Genomic DNA, 17,062 nt, shown 5'->3' on the forward strand with positions numbered 1-17,062 from the left:
CTTAATTAATTAACGTGTCTACATTTACAAAATCTGGTTATTTGGTCTAAAACATAATGTGTATTGCAGCATCAAAATATTGTTATAAACGAGCAAAAGCCTTTTAAAGGATTATATACGGGGATAATCATGAATAAAGTAAGTCAATTAGCACTTTGTGTCGCTTTAAGCCTAGGCTTAACTGCTTGTGGCAGTAATGAAGCCAACAAAGAAACCACTCAAGCGTCAGCTGCGCTAGTATCAGGTGTTGAAATAGCCAATTTCGATCCTGCTGTACGTCATCAAGATGATTTTTATTACAGCGTTAATGGTACGTGGTTAGCCAATACACCTATCCCCGCAGATAAATCTAACTACGGCTCGTTCTCTGTTTTGTATGAGCAAAGCCAAGCTTCATTGAAACAGATCATTGAGGCTTCTGCAGCCAAGCCCAATAAGGTAAAAGGTAGCAGTGAGCAGAAAGTGGGTGACTTTTACGCGAGCTTTATGGATGTCAAAACTATTGAAACGCTTGGGATCTCGCCGCTGAAAGATCAGTTGTCAGATATTGCCTACGCTTCTACTCACAATGATATTGCGACCTTAATGGGGGGTTTACTGGTTCATGGTGCTTCCGTGCCATTTGGTTTTTACGTCAATAATGATGCGAAAAACTCGAGTCAGTATGGAGTTTATCTCTACCAGTCAGGTCTGACGCTACCAGATCGTGACTATTACCTGAAAGATGATGAGAAGTTTACCGCTAACCGCGCGGCATTAGACAAGTATGTTACCGACTTAATGGCGCAGGCAGGTTATAGCGATCCGCAACGTGCTAGCAAGAGCGTGGCTAAGATTGAGAAATTCATTGCTGCCAGTCAGTGGAGCCGTGTTGAGTCGCGTGATGCCAATAAAAGTTATAACAAGATGGATCGCCAACAACTACAAGATTTAGTAAAGGGTTTTGACTTTGTGCAGTTCTCGGCGGGTGCGGATATCGATAAGGTGAGCGAAGTCATCGTTCGCCAGCCTTCCTACTTTGAAAAGTTTGGCCAACAGTTTAATAAGTTTACGGTTGCGGAATGGCAAGATTACTTAGCCTTCCATTTGGTGGATGACTACGCCGAGCTGTTAAGTAAAGATTTTGTCGATCTGCACTTTGCTTTTCACGGTAATACCTTAATGGGTATCCAGGAGCAAAAGCCACGTTGGAAGAAGGCGGTAGATGCAGCCGATCAAGTGATTGGTGAAATCGTTGGTGAAGAGTACGTTAAACAAAACTTTAAGCCAGAAGCTAAAGCTAAAATGGAACAGATGATCCAAAACTTGATTAAAGGTTTTGAGGTTAGCATTAATGAACTTGAGTGGATGACGCCGGAAACTAAGGTTGCAGCGCAAGAAAAACTCGCTAAGTTCACCTATAAGATTGGCTATCCAGAGAAGTGGAAAGATTATAGCGCGCTTGATATTGAAGCCAATGATCTTGTTGGTAACTACCAGCGTTATGCTCAATTTGAATATAAGGCAATGCTCGCTAAGTTGGGTAAACCAATCGACCGCACAGAGTGGCACATGACGCCACAGACGGTGAATGCGTACTACAGTCCTGTGATGAATGAAATTGTATTCCCAGCAGCTATTTTACAACCGCCATTCTTTAATATGGATGCCGATGACGCGATTAACTATGGTGGTATCGGCGCGGTGATTGGCCACGAGATAAGTCATGGGTTTGATGACCAAGGTGCTAAGTACGATGGTGATGGTAATTTACGTGACTGGTGGTCTGATAAAGATCGTGAAGAGTTCCAAAAGCGTGGTGCGCAGCTATCTGCACAATACGCTGGTTATGAAGCTATGCCAGGAAGATTCGTTAATGGTGATTTAACTTTAGGCGAAAACATTGGCGATTTGGGTGGATTAACGGTTGCTGCACGTTCATATAAGATGAGCCTCAATGGCCAGCCCTCACCTGTGATTGATGGCTTAACTGGTGAGCAACGTTTGTTTATCGGCTGGTCGCAAGTTTGGCGCCGTAATTACCGTGACGAAGAGTTAGGTCGCCGTTTAATGACCGACTCTCATTCGCCAAGTCATTTCCGCGCGATGGGCACGCCGCGTAATATCCCTGCGTTTTATGAAGCGTTCGATCTTAAAGAAGGCGACAAGATGTTCCTAACGGAAGATGAGCGAGTTAAGATCTGGTAACGCTAGCTTTGCTTAGCCATCGCTAAATACTGAAAGCCTATCATTCGATGGGCTTTTTATTATGTGTTTCGGAGTAAAGAGAATAAATGGCAATCAAATGCACTTTTTATTGCAATTCAACTACATTGAGCTTTTGCAAGTCGCCGTGAATATATCCCTATAGGCTCTGCTAAATCATCCATGATTTAGAAGCTTGCACAGCTCAACCTAGATGAATAGCTAGCATATAGTCGATAGCTGATTTTTGGATATTAATGAGCTAGATAATCTGCTCTAGCTCATGAGTTTTTGATTAGACAAAGTATGGCAATTTCTCTAATTAGCTCCGACCCCTTTATCCTCAATATTCATAAATCCATCAGTCCGCATAATCTGCGTCACAGCTACGCTACCCATCTGCTAGAGCAAGGACTAGATCTGCGCTCAGTGCAAAGCCTGCTCGGTCACAACAGCCTCAACACCACCGCAAGATATACACGACTGACTCAAATTACCCGTAAAAATACGGTTGAGGCGATTAATCAGCTGACTAATGATTTAGCCCTGAAGTGGGAGTGCAACGTATGAAGTTCATCGATATTTTACGCGACCACCTTGATAAGTTTAATCAGGCTTACGAGCAGCAACTTACCTCATCGATGCGGCAAGCCATTTTCGCCATGCTCAGTTGCCGCACCAATACTGAGAGAACGAGTCAGTGGGCGTGTCAGAGTTGCCCTCATCATGCTGACTTTCCACTCTCCTGTGGCCATCGAAGTTGCCCGCAATGCCAGCACAACACCACGGAAGGTTGGCTTGCTAAACAGCAGGCTAAACTACTTCCAGTTGAATACTACATGGTCACTTTCACTCTGCCTTATGAGCTTAGAGCCACCGCGAAACATCAACCTGAACGTATGTATCAAGCCATGTTTACGGTGGCTGCAAGCGTGCTCAAGGACTTTGCTAAAAACGCAAAACAACTCGGTGGCGAGATTGGCTTTACGGGCGTACTACATACTCATAATCGACGACGCGACTACCATCCTCATATTCATTTCATCATCCCGGCAGGGAGTTTCGACAAAGCCAAACAACAGTGGCAAAAGAGCAAAGGCAAATACCTGTTTAATGTCTTTAATCTTGCCAGCGTATGGCGAGCACGCTTGCTTGAGTACCTAACGGATAAACTCAACATCAAGCTACCAGAACACCTGCCAAAAAAGTGGGTGGTTGACTGCCAACATGTAGGTAAAGGCTTGCCAGCGTTAAAATATCTATCCCGTTATCTTTATCGTGGTGTATTGCCCGACAGAAATATCATCAGTGACATCGACGGACAGGTCAGCTTCGAGTATCAAAATAGCCAAACCAAAGCCACTGAAATACGCACTTTACCTACGGTGAATTTCCTATGGTTAGTGCTCCAGCATGTGCTACCGAAGGGACTACGTCGAGTGAGAGACTATGGATTACTGCAAGGACGTTGCCGAAAACTAAGACTGCAAATACAGCTTATGCTAGCGGTTGCTGGAGCGGTGTTTGCGCCGTTCGAAAAAGCCACCAAAACCCAAGCTATAAGACCTTGTCCCTGCTGCCAGCAGCCGATGATATTTATGGGAGTGCATGCACGACTGACAAGTTTTATCATGCAAAAAACAAGGGAACCTAACGCCACTGTTTAAGCGGAAGGACTACAAAATCTAGATTTAACATACAGAGAAAAATAAGAAAAAGGAGGTGCTAAGGCATTGATATGTTGAGGTAACGAAATTAGCTGGCGATGCTAAGGGATAGGTGCGGCTAGTAAAAAATGTTACTGCTCAGCACACATCGAAAAAGCGTAAGATCTTACGCCGATATTTACACTATAAAGGTATCACTCGAGCTTGTTCAACACTTGGGATAAGGACGCGGCTACGCGCGGCCTATCCTTATTTGTTAGCCTTATTTATACTTTATTTACCACTGTAATGTTTTTTATATAATTAAGAATATCTGCTTTGGGGATATCTCCATTACAAAATGATGAAACATGAATATCTAGCCATGTTTCACTTTGCACTAAATATGCTTTCACATTTGATTGAGAGCAGCCCTGTACATCAATATTGTAACTAACAATATTCCAATCATTTAGTTTTTCAAAACTTACATTGGTTGGTTGATTTCCTTTCCACGTTGATAAGAACTCACTCCAATGAGATTGCACACCTTTAAAGCGTGACTCATGTTCAAACCAACCTGAAATACCTAATTGTGCGTTTGTATCCCAGTAATTAAAATATCGGTAGCTTTGACTGCTACTAGTATCTTGTTTAACTAAATTTAGTTTAGGAATAGACAAAGTAACTTTACTGACAGGAACAGTAAGTTCAATAGTTTGATCAAGCTCTTTTGCTGTAAGGCTTGATTCTTCTAACGAGTTAGATGAACAACCTGTCATCAGTAAAATACAACTGATAGTTACAATACTTGATTTAATAATGCCCAAATTCATTTATATATCCTTATAAGGCTAACAGTATATTAGGCTGAATTCCGAATAAAAACGGTCTTAATAAGACCAGATCGCCAGTACTTCAATCACTCAAGACTAACAGTAAATCAGTGTATCAACAATGAGTTAGAACATAAAAAGAACTGATTTCCTGTTTCTCCGCCTGAGTGAAACAAAGAACTGTCATCATTGCATAAAGTGCAATGTTCACGCAGGTCTTATATCTTGTGTCCCGCATTAGCCTTCATAAGGCTGAAGCTTTAATTACGCTACTAACAACTTCTACCAGTGAAAGTCATTTTGGGGAAAAATTGAGTTAAAAAACTCGTAGAGCACACCAATTCTCCATCGGAGTTGCCGAAACGCCAAGGCTTTGCTCAAGTGCAGCATGGTAAGCCTACAAGCTAAACTTTAGCTGCTAATACCTCAGGCAAAAAAGTCAGATCATCAAGTTGCTGATGGGCGATAGCCCACTTAGGTAAATGGGAAAATTTAGGCTCTGGAATGGCAATAGTTTGCATATTGGCAGCGCGTGCGGCGACCAATCCATTAAATGAATCCTCAATGGCTAAACAATTGATAGGATCAATATTGAGCGCTACGGCGCAATTTAAATAAACTTCCGGATGGGGTTTACCATAGGCTAAGTGCTCGGCAGATTTAATCGCTTGAAAGTATTCTCTAATTTGCAGTTTGTTTAAAACAGCATTGATAATATCGCTCGACGAAGAGGTTGCTAGACCGATTTTAAGCCCTAGATCTTGGCAGCTTTTAAGTGCCGTAATGACACCTAACATCGGTTTACCATCGGCAAGGATATGGCTTACCACCTGATCAACAATGGCCTGTGCGGTTTGTTGGTTGTCATAGTTTGGCCAAGGAAAGCGGGCGTACCAGAATGCCACAACCTGATCGATTCTAAGTCCGGTTGTTTCAACAGTATCTTCAACTGAGATGTTTAAACCGAGCTCGGTCATCACCTTGTGCTCAGCAATTTGCCACACAGGTTCGGAGTCGATCAATACGCCATCCATATCGAAAATAACGGCTTTTAGCTGAGGTTTGCTCATATACTCATCCTAATTTGAAGATGCTTTTTAATATTAATCATGGACTTTACTTGGTGTTATTGATTTCACAAAGGGAATTACTATTAGTAGCCATCAAAGCGGTGATTAAAACCCACTAAATGACCACTTAAATCTAACGTCTCCGAGTGGCTGCGGGCTCACTCTCAATTATGTTCATTATAACTTTGGTGAATATTAGTGGTTGTTTTCAGTGTTTTTACAAATAATACTAGAGATTATTGTACGTTTTGCAGCAAAAATTAGTAGCTAAACAGAGAAAGTATAAAATAAGGTTCGGTTTAAGTTTTTGAATTTAAAGGTATAAGTGTATGGTTAACACTATGGTCTAGTTTTTTTTGTTCGCTTAACCGCCTAAGGTGTGGTCAACCTGTCGCTTGAGCGTGATTTCTCATCTGAGCAAGTGTGATCTGATTCATACTTTTGCCAAGTTGTAGTATAATACGCCTCGAAATAAGGGTCGAGCCTGCCGAGCTGTCAGTTTCAATGTGAAGACGAGCAGTTTCGCTGTTAGAACGCCAAACAAAGAGGAATGTTGCCGTGCTAGAAGCATATCGTAAACACGTCGCAGAACGTGCTTCAGAGGGCGTAGTCCCTAAGCCATTAGATGCCCAACAAGTGGCGCAGCTAGTTGAGTTGATTAAGAACCCACCAGCAGGTGAAGAAGCATTCCTTCTTGATCTGCTAGAAAACCGTATTCCACCAGGTGTTGATGAAGCTGCCTATGTAAAAGCTGGCTTTCTAGATGCAGTCGCAAAAGGCGAAGCATCTTCAAGCATCTTGTCATCTGAGCGAGCTGTTGAGCTGCTTGGCACTATGCAAGGTGGTTACAACATTGAGCCGCTAATCGCTCAGTTAGATAACGACGCACAAGCTCCACTTGCTGTTAAAGCACTATCTCACACGCTACTGATGTTTGATTCTTTCCATGATGTAGTGGAAAAAATGCAGGCGGGTAACGACTACGCTAAGCAAGTTGTTCATTCTTGGGCTGACGGCGAATGGTTCCTGTCTCGTCCTAAGCTTGCTGAGAAGATCTCACTGACTGTATTTAAAGTGTCTGGCGAAACCAACACTGATGATTTGTCTCCTGCACCTGATGCATGGTCTCGTCCAGATATTCCATTACATGCACTTGCTATGCTGAAGAACGCTCGTGACGGTATCGTGCCTGATGAAGCGGGCACTATCGGTCCAATCAAAGAGATTGAGTCACTTAAAACTAAAGGTTTCCCATTAGTTTATGTTGGTGATGTGGTTGGTACGGGGTCTTCACGTAAGTCTGCTACTAACTCTGTGCTTTGGTTCATGGGTGATGATATCCCTAATGTACCAAATAAGCGTGCGGGCGGTTTCTGTCTAGGTGGTAAGATTGCTCCAATCTTCTTTAACACTATGGAAGATGCTGGCGCATTGCCAATCGAGCTAGATGTTAGCAAGATGGAAATGGGCGATGTTATTGATATCTACCCATATGAAGGTGTTGTTAAGCGTCACGATAGCGATGAAGTTATCTCTGAATTCTCGTTAAAGACTGAAGTCTTAATGGATGAAGTTCGTGCTGGTGGTCGTATTCCATTGATCATCGGTCGTGGTTTGACTGACCGTGCGCGTGAAACACTAGGCCTTGAAGCATCTGCTGAGTTTGTTCGTCCGCAAGATGTGGCTGATACAGGTAAGGGCTTTACCCTTGCACAGAAGATGGTCGGTAAAGCATGTGGCGTGACGGGTATTCGTCCAGGCCAATACTGTGAGCCGAAGATGACCTCTGTTGGTTCACAAGACACTACTGGCCCTATGACTCGTGATGAGCTTAAAGATCTGGCGTGTCTTGGTTTTAGTGCTGATTTGACGATGCAGTCATTCTGTCACACCGCGGCATATCCTAAGCCAATCGATGTCAACACTCACCATACACTACCTGATTTCATCATGAACCGTGGCGGTGTTGCATTGCGTCCTGGTGACGGTGTTATTCACTCTTGGTTAAACCGTATGCTGCTACCTGATACTGTTGGTACTGGTGGTGATTCACATACGCGTTTCCCAATTGGTATCTCATTCCCTGCGGGTTCTGGCCTAGTAGCATTTGCTGCAGCAACGGGCGTTATGCCACTCGATATGCCTGAATCTATTTTGGTGCGCTTTAAAGGCGAGCTACAACCAGGTATGACGTTACGTGACTTGGTACATGCTATCCCGCATAAAGCGATCGAAATGGGTCTGTTAACGGTTGAGAAGAAAGGTAAGATCAACGCTTTCTCTGGCCGTGTACTAGAGATCGAAGGTCTTGAGCAACTTAAAGTTGAGCAAGCATTTGAGCTTTCTGATGCATCTGCTGAGCGTAGTGCGGCTGGTTGTACTATCAAGCTGGGCAAAGAGCCTATCATCGAATACCTAAACTCTAACATTGTCATGCTTAAGTGGATGATTGCTGAAGGTTATGGCGATCGCCGTACTATTGAGCGTCGTATTACTGCTATGCAAGAGTGGTTGGCCAACCCTGAGCTTATGGAAGCTGATAGCGATGCTGAGTACGCTGAAGTTATCGAAATCGATTTAGCTGATATCAAAGAACCTATTCTTTGTGCGCCAAACGATCCAGATGATGCGATTCTGCTTTCATCAGTAGTTGATACTAAAATTGACGAAGTCTTCGTTGGTTCTTGTATGACTAACATCGGTCACTTCCGTGCCACCGGTAAGATGCTAGACAAGTTTGCTACGACTCTGCCAACACGTTTGTGGATTGCACCGCCAACTAAGATGGATCGTGACCAACTGACTGAAGAGGGTTACTACGCCATCTTCGGCCGTGTCGGTGCACGTATCGAGATCCCTGGCTGTTCATTGTGTATGGGTAACCAAGCACGTGTTGCTGAAGGTTCAACCGTTGTTTCAACTTCTACGCGTAACTTCCCGAACCGTCTAGGTACAGGTGCAAACGTGTACTTAGCATCAGCGGAACTTGCAGCTGTTGCGGCACTATTGGGTCGTCTACCATCGCCTGATGAGTATCAGACATACGCTAAAGAGTTAGATGCAACTGCAGCTGACACTTATCGTTACCTGAACTTCGATCAAATTGCCTCGTACACAGAAAAAGCAGACGAAGTTATCTTCCAATCTGCCGTGTAAGTAATTAAGAGATGTACTAAAAAGGCCAGCTAATTAGCTGGCCTTTTTGTTGTCTGTATTTCGCGCTGATTGTGTTTGCTAAAGCTATTGGCAGAAGACGTTACACCTTCGGGATTTAGGTGAACATCTTGCTAAGAGCAATCTCGAGTACTGACTATGAATGTTTAGTGTGTAGCACTTCTAATAATTTATCTTCTAACGCAAAGCGTGTTTCCATCGCATGACCTAAAGATGACAGATCTTTATCGAGATGGAAAAGCACTTTCTCGTCTTCAGCTTCGGTGTACTTGTCATTGAAATCGAGTGCGGTATCTGTGGTTTCGCTGATCTGCGGCACTAACTGTTGAGCAAGCTCTTGGCTTGAGCTGCCATTTTTCTCGCAAGCAGTCACGACTTGGTTATAGATCTCGAAATGTCCTTCTGAAACATAGTCCATTAACTGGTCGCAGAATGCTTTGACGGAGTCAAAAGCCGGTAAGGAATTTTCGGTAATTTCATAAGGTGGAATACCGGCAATCTGGCAGTAGTTAATCAATAGGTTACGACGGTTGTTTAGCCATTGATCTATAAGAGTATTTGAACCGCCCCATTTTTGTTCGGCTTTTTCTAATTTTCTTAGCATGATCTTTCCCGTTATGAAACTATCCCTAACTTCTAATGTAGGGAGAACGGCGACTTTGATCAACTGTTTTCGGACGATTTATGGCTAATTGCTAAATGGACATACCAGCTGGCAGAAAGCCAAAAAAGAAAAAGCCCAGCGATAGAATTCTATCGCTGGGCGAGTAAAGTTTTGCGGGCTCGATGCGACGAGCTTCTTGATTGTTCTTGCTAGCGCAGACTTTTTATACCAAAGCTGACCAGTAGGTGCAACTTTTTTCTGTCACATTGAGAGTTATACAGCCTAGGTTAAGTCAAGTTATGGTTACAGATCGCAGTTATTAAAGATATGAGATTTCCGCCCATTCTTAGTGGATCCAGCATATTTAAGTCGGATGGGCATGACATTGAAGGGCTTAGAAATGAGACTGTTAGCAATATAAATGTGTTAACTACGTCCTAGTTGCGACTATTTGTCGAGTTACTGGTCACATAATTTCACCGATAGAGGTTACTTTACTAGCGTAAATGCTAAACTACTGACCCAAGCGGATATCAATATAAGTTTAGGAATCAAGCCAAATGGCAGAATTAAAGAATGATCGTTATTTACGTGCGTTATTAAAACAGCCTGTCGACAGAACTCCTGTCTGGATGATGCGTCAAGCTGGTCGTTATCTTCCAGAGTACAAAGCAACCCGTGCTGAAGCCGGTGATTTCATGTCGCTTTGTAAAAACCAAGACTTGGCTTGTGAAGTGACTTTGCAGCCACTACGTCGTTATGACCTAGATGCTGCGATTTTATTCTCTGATATTCTTACTGTTCCAGATGCAATGGGACTAGGTCTGTACTTTGAAACTGGCGAAGGCCCACGTTTCGAGCGTCCAACAGATACTATCGATTCAATCAAGAAGCTATGTATCCCAGATCCAGAAGATGAACTTGGTTACGTAATGCGTGCTGTTAGCACTATTCGTCGTGAGCTTAAAGGCGAAGTACCATTAATCGGTTTCTCTGGTTCACCTTGGACCCTTGCCACTTACATGGTTGAAGGCGGTTCAAGCAAGACATTTGAAAAGATTAAGAAGATGGCTTATGAAGAGCCTGCAACGTTACACATGCTATTAGACAAGCTAGCTGACTCAGTTATCTTGTACCTAAACGCTCAGGTTGCAAACGGTGCACAGTCTCTAATGATCTTTGATTCATGGGGTGGCGCGTTATCTCACCACGCATACCGTGAATTCTCGCTACGTTACATGCAGAAAATCGTTGATGGCCTAACTCGCCATGCAGACGGTCGCCAAGTTCCAGTTACTTTGTTCACTAAAGGTGGCGGACTATGGCTTGAGTCTATGGCTGAAACTGGCTGTGACGCACTAGGTCTAGACTGGACTGTTGATATTGGTGATGCACGTCGCCGTGTAGGTAATAAAGTTGCGCTGCAAGGTAACATGGACCCATCTGTACTTTACGCTTCTCCAGAGCGTATCCATCAAGAAGTCGATCAAATTCTATCTTCTTACGGTGAAGGTACTGGCCATGTATTTAACTTGGGCCACGGTATCCATCAGCATGTGAACCCAGAGCATGCGGGTTCATTTATCAACTCAGTGCATGAGTTGTCAGGTAAGTACCACAAGTAATCTACTTGTTGTATTGAATAAAGCGAGCCAATGGCTCGCTTTTTTATTGGCAAAAATTGGTTGAGTACTATTAAGCTTCGCCCAAATGCATTAGGTTAAACCAAGAACATCATAAAGCTAGCAAGTATCGGGATTGGCTATAGCTACTAGTTTCAAATCGCGATAGCAGTGTTTTATTATTGAACCATCAATTACAGACCTACAGTTAAGAGGCGACATTTATGAAATTACCTATTCTTTTTAGTGCTATCTGTTTAGCTATTTTTATTGGTTTGCTACAGGGCAGCCACTACTTTTACGTTGCTAATGCCGACACTGAAATGGGCATCTATATGACTGCGGTATTGGTGATCTTGATGTGGATGAGTTTGTTCGGTGTGTTTATAAGCCTTGCTTTCCCTAAGCTGAAAAAGATATTTAAAGGCGTGTTCTAACAGTTATTCTGGCACTGATGGGCAGTCGCTTTACTGTTACGCTCCTAAGGCTTAAATAGCCGATTGCCATCAGCAGTCGGCTTTTTTATTTGGGTGAATAACTATCCCTGATGGACGCTATGTTCAAAACCGTCATCGGTTTTAACGGGGCGGTTTGTACTGCCTTGTTGTTCAACAAGCAAGGGTTGCGTCTGCAGCTCAATTCTAAAACGACTACCTTTGCCTGGCTGGCTGTCAATCTCAATACCACATTTTAAAATGGCCAGTAACTGCCTAACAATCGCCAACCCTACCCCAAGTTGCGGTAATGCACTTTGTTTGCTTGCCATTGCCATGGGTTTTTGGGTCATCTGTTTCAACGCGGCCAGTTCATGCTTGTGCATTCCTGAACCATTATCACTGACTTGCAACCAAGTTGTTGCGTTAGATTTATCTGCGAGTGTTTTGATACTGATGACGCCTTGATCTGGAGTGTAGCGTATCGCATTGTCGACAAGGTTATTTAGAATGCGCAATAGCAACTGCCTGTCGGTATGTATACACAGGTTTAGTCTATCGTCAAAAGCTAACAGAATACGCTTCTTACTCGCGCGTGGTGTGAATGTCAGCTGCAATTCATCCAATACTTCTTGAAGGTTTACTTGTTGCCACTGCGGTTTAACTTGACCGTTCTCTAAGGCTGCAAGCTCTAACATTTGTCCTAATAGTTGTTGTAAATGTTGGCCAGCATTTGCAGCGATCTCAATTAAGTCACTATTGCGTTCATGGGGCGGCATTAGTAGCCAAGTATCGATATAACCTTGTAAAGAGGTGAGTGGTGTTTTCAAGTCATGGGACAAGTGCAGCATAAATTCATGCCGCTCCTCTTGCTGCCTGTTGATTGCTTGATGTTGCAAACTCAACGCTTGAAGCAGGGTATTGATATGCTTACTGAGCTGGTTGATTTCGCTGCTACCTGTATATTGTCCTGGCAGTGTGACTCCAGAGTTTAGTTGCTGGGCAGCGACTAAACGCAAATCATTTTCTAGTCGACTTAGCGGTGCGGTAAACAGCTTAAGCAGCAGGACAAACAAGATAATTGCGAAACCAATGGCAATCAATATCGCAGTGGTCCAAAACTGTGGTGCTTGGTGATCACTAACAATGGTCTGCCAGCTATCAAAATCCTCGCCGCCAATGATGACATAGAGATAACCTGTTTGCTGTCCGTTAGGCGTGAGTAATTTTGCGGCTGAGAAGATTTTGTCTTTGTGCTCTGAGCGCGGATCTGTACCCAAAATAGGTAAATTAACCCCCTGGATAAATTGCTCAATAATGTTGGTATCAACCTTATGTTGTTTAATCTTCTCCTCTTTCGCGTCGTAGGCAATAACTTGCCCTTGATTATCTAAGGTATAAATTTCAAAGCTTGGGCCGAGTAACATGAAGTCATGAAAGGCTTCTTTTAATGCTGCATCAGAGGTGATGCCTTTAGAAAGTAACGGATTGATATGGGCCATATGTTCCGCCAATTCACGGTGCAGTGATTGTTGGATCTGATTGCGGCTAAACTCTTGGCTAAACTGTAACCACTGCCATAGTGCGATAAATAGAATAAAAATAACTAAGGTAGCCGCGAGTAATATACGACTGAACAAACTTTTCATGCTGCTATCTCCTGCATCCGTCGCAGTTATATGGTTAGCTCCTTTTTAAGAGGCTGCCTGATTAGCTGGCGGGGCAAATTTATAACCCACACCCCAGACTGTTTTTACTAAATCTGTGGTGTATGAGCTGCGAGCTAACTTATTACGTAAGCGATTGATATGACTATTTACTGTGTGTTCATAGCCGGAATAGGAGTAACCCCATACCGCTTCTAATAGTTGCATACGACTGAACACTTGTTTTGGGTGTTGAGCCAAGTAAAGTAGCAGGTCGAACTCACGCGCGGTTAACTCTAAAGTTTCGTTAAAAGCGATGACCTCTCGGGTGGTGCAGTTTATTGTGATGCCATTAAATTCTAGCGCATCATCTTGCTGTTGAATCTGCTTGCCACGTCTAAGCAGTGCTTTCACTCGGGCTCTTAGTTCCAACACGCTAAATGGTTTAACTAAGTAGTCATCAGCACCAGATTCGAGACCGAGCACGATATCGGCTTCAGAGTCTTTGGCGGTCAGTAACATGCAAGGCTGCTCATTACCCGCTTCGCGGATCTGCTGACACAGCGTTATGCCATCGCCATCGGGTAGCATTCTGTCCATAAGAATAAGATCAATTTGTTTGCTGGCAATCACTTGATTTGCTTGTTCAAGCGTTGTGCAGTGAACAACTGCATGGTTCATGCTTTTAAGATTGAGCATGACTAATTTGGCTAAGTCTTGCTCATCTTCGATTAACAAAATTGTTTTGTTCGAAATGGTGGAAATATGACTACTTGATCCATTCATGCCAAGCTCCCAAAGGCGGTCCTTTTTAACAAGACCTACCTTTAGGAACTTTTATTTCGATAAATTTTTAATCAATTTTGAACTCACACTATTTAGTACGAGTGACTTTGATTAATAAAACAGGGTTATCGAACCGATGAGAAACGGATAACACTGAGTCCATCAAGCCATCATCCATACTGATCACACCGGGATGAGCATGAACTTTGTCATTGTCATCACGCGCAGCATTAAAACCTTCACCGCCATCAGCGGGCCCAGGAATGGTGCCTTTAGCTTCCGAGTTTGCTTCTGTGCCTGCATCATAAGCGATGACACGCAGTGCTGCTGTTTGATCAACCGCCAGTGCCGCGAGGTTAAAACCCGTGGTACCAGCAAATGCATCATTAGTATTAACCAGCATGGTCACTACAGACAGAGAGGCAACACTATCTTGTTCAAGGCTTACTGAGATAGTCTCGGACCCACCAGGGACTAAAATACCTGCACCACTGAGCAACTCATTGACTCCAGTCTCATCGACCAAGCCGCTGCTGTCGCCTGACTCTGCAAGCGTTTCTAAAGCAACACTGGCAGGCATGCCTGTGCTCCAGAGTGTGCTGTCATTGCTATGAGCAACAACCGCAATCGGTGACATAGGTTGGTTGGCCGTTAGGTTAGTGACAGTGACACTGTAATCTTGCATCACTGGTGCAACAACAGGCGGCTCTATAGGTGCTGGCGAATCATTGTCGTTGTCGGAGCAACCTGCTAAACCAATTGTCGCAAACGCGACTAATGCTAATGCACTTCGTTTAAAAATATCAGTTGGATAATTCATGGTTTATCTCCTATTTCACGATAACAGTCACTCGAGCAACAGGGTTCAACCAGCGATGTACTCGGCTATCTAGATCACTCACGCCACCGTTCATATCGGTATCGCCCAATACGCCTGGATGAATATGTACTTTTTCGTTGCTGCTGTTATCCATTATGCCTGTGGCATTCATACCGCCGTCACCACCTGGTGCAGCAGGGATCCCCGGAGTACCAGATGCTCCGCCACCATTGATTATCTCGTCATTGGCTTCAGTGCCAGCATCGTAAGCATTAAGAGTAAAGGTATAAGTTCCTGCTTCAGTTGGAATTTTCCAAGCATCTAAACCAACGAAGGCATCATTGGTTGGCAGCACCATGGCGGTGATAGATAGGTGAGTCATGTCACCGGAATCTAGCATGATGCTGTCAACTTTAGCGCTAGGAGCTAAAAGCCCCATCGCTGGATTAGCAACAGTCACTCCGCCTGCGCCCATGACTGCAGCATCTAGATCGGCGATATCGCCACCTTCAGCCATTTTTTGTAGCGCTGGGGTTGCCATTTCACCCGCTTGGAAAAGATGGCTATCCATATCGTGTGCGGCAATCAGTAACTGTGTAAAGTAGTTACCATGGGTTAAGTTAGTAACACTGATTTCAAGCTCTGCTGCAGATGCAGGTAGGCTCATAAGGCTAGTGATGAAAAGGGCTTTAGTGAGTTTATTTATGTTCATGATTTATCTCCGTTGTCTGTATAGATTAAGCATGACAAACGGATCTCACCTGAGTATCGCCAAATAATCACAAAAGTATAACAATTGCGCAAAGTGGTACTTAATAATGAAAAGTGTATATTTTAGATGTGGTTGCATAATCAACTATTTATAGGCAATGGCTTTTTAATGGGAAAACGAGCAGGGGAGCTGCAAAATGGATTACTTCAAGAATAAGGTCATTATTGTCACTGGGGCTTCAGAAGGGATCGGTCGAGCGCTTGCGTTAGCATTGGCTCCGCTTGGTTGTCGGTTATTGCTTACAGCCCGTAATGAATCCCGCTTAGCTTCATTACAGCAAGAGGTAAGGGCGCTCGGTTCAGAAGCGTTGATTCATGTGGCAGATCTATCTGATTCATCGCAATGCAGTCAGGTGGTGACAGCCTGTATCGAACACTTTGGTCAGTTAGATATCTTGGTTAACAATGCGGGCATGACCATGTGGTCACGTTTTGATCAGCTTGAAGATTTAAGTGTAATATCGAAAATCATGCAGGTGAATTATCTCGGTCCTGCTTACCTATCGCACGCAGCTATCCCTCATTTAAAAAACAGCCAAGGCCAGATTGTGGCTGTTGCTTCAATAACGGGGTTGACGGGAGTGCCAACAAGATCGGTTTACGCTGCCTCAAAACATGCTGTGATAGGTTTTTTTGATTCGCTACGTATTGAGCTTAGCGATGATAATGTAACTGTGACAGTGATTTGTCCGGACTTTGTGGTAACACAAACTCACAAACGAGCATTAGATGCTCAAGGTAAACCACTGGGTGATACGCCGATGCAAGAAGCAAAAATCATGACGGCAGAAAAGTGTGTCGAGCTTATGTTGCCAGCTATTGCTCAACGAAAACGATTATTGATCACCTCTTTTAGGGGGCGAGTAGGGCGGTTCTTTAAGATCATTGCCCCTGGCCTGATAGACAGAATAGCCAAAAAAGCCATCGCCTCAGGCCGGTAGCAACGCTGGTTTTACTTATTTAGATGTTTAACAATAGCGGCTGCTGCATCATCTTTAGTTGGTTTATTATCTGATGGTTCCATCGGGATAGCGGGTGTATGGCCGGTCATATTCTCAGCAATATGTAGCCAATCTGGGTGCCAGTAAAATGAAGTGCCGGCTAAGGTATCCCAGTTATGTACGCCAGATGTTTCGCCCTGATAGACAAGATCTCCTAGTGAATATTTCATAATTTACCCCTATATAGTGATTAATATGTTTCTTAAGTCTGTATTTAGAATAAACATATTGCGCTTTGAGTGTAGAACTTTTTGTTAGCGAGATCACAAAAATGCTGATTTATAGATCTAGGTGTTTGAGCCAGGGAAGGGGGAGTTGTTATTTTTATGGCAGAGATATGCCACACAGTAGGTATCATTCCCCGAAGGTTGATGTTTGCTAGGTGCTAGGTGCTAGGTGCTAGGTGCTAGGTGCTAGGTGCTAGGTGCTAGGTGCTAGGTGCTAGGTGCTAGATGCTAGGTGTTAGGT

Annotated in this window: 15 protein-coding genes; 7 read left to right on the plus strand and 8 right to left on the minus strand. The window is 43.7% G+C overall.

What is annotated here, in order from left to right:
• The first annotated feature begins 129 nt into the window (after window positions 1-129).
• The 3 genes from AB4135_RS05770 (at window position 130) to AB4135_RS05780 (ending at window position 3,851) form a co-directional block, all read left to right on the plus strand.
• Window positions 130-2,187 carry a M13 family metallopeptidase gene (locus tag AB4135_RS05770; RefSeq protein ID WP_371991107.1) on the plus strand — a complete coding sequence of 686 codons (2,058 nt, stop codon included), beginning with the start codon at window positions 130-132 and terminating at the stop codon, window positions 2,185-2,187.
• A gap of 303 nt (window positions 2,188-2,490) precedes the next feature.
• Window positions 2,491-2,754, plus strand: a complete 264-nt coding sequence (locus AB4135_RS05775; RefSeq protein ID WP_371991109.1) for a tyrosine-type recombinase/integrase — start codon at window positions 2,491-2,493, stop codon at window positions 2,752-2,754.
• Window positions 2,751-3,851 carry an IS91 family transposase gene (locus AB4135_RS05780; RefSeq protein WP_371991111.1) on the plus strand — a complete coding sequence of 367 codons (1,101 nt, stop codon included), beginning with the start codon at window positions 2,751-2,753 and terminating at the stop codon, window positions 3,849-3,851. Before AB4135_RS05775 ends, AB4135_RS05780 begins: the two co-directional genes overlap by 4 nt.
• 266 nt (window positions 3,852-4,117) lie before the next feature.
• On the opposite strand, the gene AB4135_RS05785 is transcribed toward AB4135_RS05780, so the two are convergent.
• Together AB4135_RS05785 and hxpB are read right to left on the minus strand one after the other, a co-directional pair.
• Window positions 4,118-4,666, minus strand: a complete 549-nt coding sequence (locus AB4135_RS05785) for a hypothetical protein (RefSeq protein ID WP_371991112.1) — start codon at window positions 4,664-4,666, stop codon at window positions 4,118-4,120.
• Between the two features lie 404 nt (window positions 4,667-5,070).
• Window positions 5,071-5,736 carry a hexitol phosphatase HxpB gene (hxpB, locus tag AB4135_RS05790; protein ID WP_371991114.1) on the minus strand — a complete coding sequence of 222 codons (666 nt, stop codon included), beginning with the start codon at window positions 5,734-5,736 and terminating at the stop codon, window positions 5,071-5,073.
• Window positions 5,737-6,294: 558 nt separating this feature from the next.
• On the opposite strand from hxpB, the gene acnB reads away from it, so the two are divergent.
• Window positions 6,295-8,892, plus strand: coding sequence for a bifunctional aconitate hydratase 2/2-methylisocitrate dehydratase (gene acnB / locus AB4135_RS05795; protein ID WP_371991116.1), 2,598 nt, complete (start codon window positions 6,295-6,297; stop codon window positions 8,890-8,892).
• Window positions 8,893-9,046: 154 nt separating this feature from the next.
• Here acnB and rsd read toward each other — a convergent pair whose 3' ends face one another.
• Complete coding sequence (rsd, locus tag AB4135_RS05800) at window positions 9,047-9,514, minus strand: sigma D regulator (protein WP_371991118.1); 468 nt, start codon at window positions 9,512-9,514, stop codon at window positions 9,047-9,049.
• A 560-nt stretch (window positions 9,515-10,074) separates the two neighbouring features.
• On the opposite strand from rsd, the gene hemE reads away from it, so the two are divergent.
• Together hemE and AB4135_RS05810 are read left to right on the plus strand one after the other, a co-directional pair.
• Window positions 10,075-11,139, plus strand: a complete 1,065-nt coding sequence (gene hemE, locus AB4135_RS05805; protein ID WP_371991120.1) for a uroporphyrinogen decarboxylase — start codon at window positions 10,075-10,077, stop codon at window positions 11,137-11,139.
• Window positions 11,140-11,360: 221 nt separating this feature from the next.
• Window positions 11,361-11,573 (plus strand): hypothetical protein, encoded by a 213-nt coding sequence (locus AB4135_RS05810; protein WP_371991122.1) that lies wholly within the window; start codon window positions 11,361-11,363, stop codon window positions 11,571-11,573.
• A 101-nt stretch (window positions 11,574-11,674) separates the two neighbouring features.
• On the opposite strand, the gene AB4135_RS05815 is transcribed toward AB4135_RS05810, so the two are convergent.
• The 4 genes from AB4135_RS05815 to AB4135_RS05830 form a co-directional block, all read right to left on the minus strand.
• Window positions 11,675-13,219, minus strand: a complete 1,545-nt coding sequence (locus AB4135_RS05815) for a sensor histidine kinase (RefSeq protein ID WP_371991124.1) — start codon at window positions 13,217-13,219, stop codon at window positions 11,675-11,677.
• A 45-nt stretch (window positions 13,220-13,264) separates the two neighbouring features.
• On the minus strand, window positions 13,265-14,002 hold the full coding sequence (locus AB4135_RS05820; RefSeq protein WP_371991126.1) for a response regulator transcription factor: 738 nt from the start codon (window positions 14,000-14,002) through the stop codon (window positions 13,265-13,267).
• Window positions 14,003-14,090: 88 nt separating this feature from the next.
• Complete coding sequence (locus AB4135_RS05825) at window positions 14,091-14,822, minus strand: spondin domain-containing protein (protein WP_371991128.1); 732 nt, start codon at window positions 14,820-14,822, stop codon at window positions 14,091-14,093.
• Window positions 14,823-14,832: 10 nt separating this feature from the next.
• A complete protein-coding gene (locus AB4135_RS05830; RefSeq protein WP_371991130.1) occupies window positions 14,833-15,534 on the minus strand; it encodes a spondin domain-containing protein in 702 nt (233 codons plus the stop codon).
• A gap of 196 nt (window positions 15,535-15,730) precedes the next feature.
• Between AB4135_RS05830 and AB4135_RS05835 the strand changes: the two genes are divergently transcribed.
• Entirely contained in the window at window positions 15,731-16,534 is an 804-nt protein-coding gene (locus tag AB4135_RS05835; protein WP_371991132.1) for an SDR family oxidoreductase, read from the plus strand.
• 11 nt (window positions 16,535-16,545) lie between these two features.
• Here AB4135_RS05835 and AB4135_RS05840 read toward each other — a convergent pair whose 3' ends face one another.
• Entirely contained in the window at window positions 16,546-16,764 is a 219-nt protein-coding gene (locus AB4135_RS05840; RefSeq protein WP_220735528.1) for a hypothetical protein, read from the minus strand.
• Window positions 16,765-17,062: the final 298 nt, after the last annotated feature.

It is taken from the genome of Shewanella sp. 10N.286.54.B9 (assembly GCF_041468565.1).
Lineage (GTDB): Bacteria > Pseudomonadota > Gammaproteobacteria > Enterobacterales > Shewanellaceae > Shewanella.

What these genes read in the sequence shown, in the direction of transcription:
- AB4135_RS05770 (WP_371991107.1), top strand. Translation starts at nt 130, where the DNA reads ATGAATAAAGTAAGTCAATTAGCACTTTGTGTCGCTTTAAGCCTAGGC.
- AB4135_RS05775 (WP_371991109.1), top strand. Translation starts at nt 2,491, where the DNA reads ATGGCAATTTCTCTAATTAGCTCCGACCCCTTTATCCTCAATATTCAT.
- AB4135_RS05780 (WP_371991111.1), top strand. Translation starts at nt 2,751, where the DNA reads ATGAAGTTCATCGATATTTTACGCGACCACCTTGATAAGTTTAATCAG.
- AB4135_RS05785 (WP_371991112.1), bottom strand. Translation starts at nt 4,666, where the DNA reads ATGAATTTGGGCATTATTAAATCAAGTATTGTAACTATCAGTTGTATT.
- hxpB (WP_371991114.1), bottom strand. Translation starts at nt 5,736, where the DNA reads ATGAGCAAACCTCAGCTAAAAGCCGTTATTTTCGATATGGATGGCGTA.
- rsd (WP_371991118.1), bottom strand. Translation starts at nt 9,514, where the DNA reads ATGCTAAGAAAATTAGAAAAAGCCGAACAAAAATGGGGCGGTTCAAAT.
- hemE (WP_371991120.1), top strand. Translation starts at nt 10,075, where the DNA reads ATGGCAGAATTAAAGAATGATCGTTATTTACGTGCGTTATTAAAACAG.
- AB4135_RS05810 (WP_371991122.1), top strand. Translation starts at nt 11,361, where the DNA reads ATGAAATTACCTATTCTTTTTAGTGCTATCTGTTTAGCTATTTTTATT.
- AB4135_RS05815 (WP_371991124.1), bottom strand. Translation starts at nt 13,219, where the DNA reads ATGAAAAGTTTGTTCAGTCGTATATTACTCGCGGCTACCTTAGTTATT.
- AB4135_RS05820 (WP_371991126.1), bottom strand. Translation starts at nt 14,002, where the DNA reads ATGAATGGATCAAGTAGTCATATTTCCACCATTTCGAACAAAACAATT.
- AB4135_RS05825 (WP_371991128.1), bottom strand. Translation starts at nt 14,822, where the DNA reads ATGAATTATCCAACTGATATTTTTAAACGAAGTGCATTAGCATTAGTC.
- AB4135_RS05830 (WP_371991130.1), bottom strand. Translation starts at nt 15,534, where the DNA reads ATGAACATAAATAAACTCACTAAAGCCCTTTTCATCACTAGCCTTATG.
- AB4135_RS05835 (WP_371991132.1), top strand. Translation starts at nt 15,731, where the DNA reads ATGGATTACTTCAAGAATAAGGTCATTATTGTCACTGGGGCTTCAGAA.
- AB4135_RS05840 (WP_220735528.1), bottom strand. Translation starts at nt 16,764, where the DNA reads ATGAAATATTCACTAGGAGATCTTGTCTATCAGGGCGAAACATCTGGC.